The 261-nt window shown below is 63.6% G+C and carries 1 protein-coding gene; it reads right to left on the bottom strand.

Annotated elements, in window-relative coordinates; genetic code table 11:
- The coding region (locus tag V6C16_RS14760) for a hypothetical protein (RefSeq protein ID WP_333543631.1) at positions 1-244 on the bottom strand (244 nt) is incomplete at its 3' end.
- Between the last annotated feature and the right edge of the window lie 17 nt (positions 245-261).

Below are 261 nucleotides of genomic sequence, written 5' to 3'. Positions count from 1 at the left end.
CCACGCCGCTGGCGTTGAGGCCTGAGGTGGAGCCGGAGATGTCCACATTCCTGCCGGTCACTTCATTGCTGCCGTCAGCGGCCAGCAGGGCCTCGCCGTCGCTGGCGGTGACGGTAATCGCGCCTTGCTCGGCTGTGAGCGTATTGTTGGAACTCTGGTTGAGGGCTCCGACGCCGAACTGCTGGCCCGTAACCGTGATGTTGCCCTGTCCTTCCACAGACACATCGTTGCTGCCGGCGTTCAAGGCCTCCATACCCCTCA

Origin of the sequence: Desulfovibrio sp. 1188_IL3213, assembly GCF_036763145.1 — a bacterium.
Lineage (GTDB): Bacteria > Desulfobacterota > Desulfovibrionia > Desulfovibrionales > Desulfovibrionaceae > Desulfovibrio.
The sequence above is the reverse complement of the archived record's forward strand: the minus strand, read 5'-3'. Positions and strand labels throughout refer to the sequence as shown.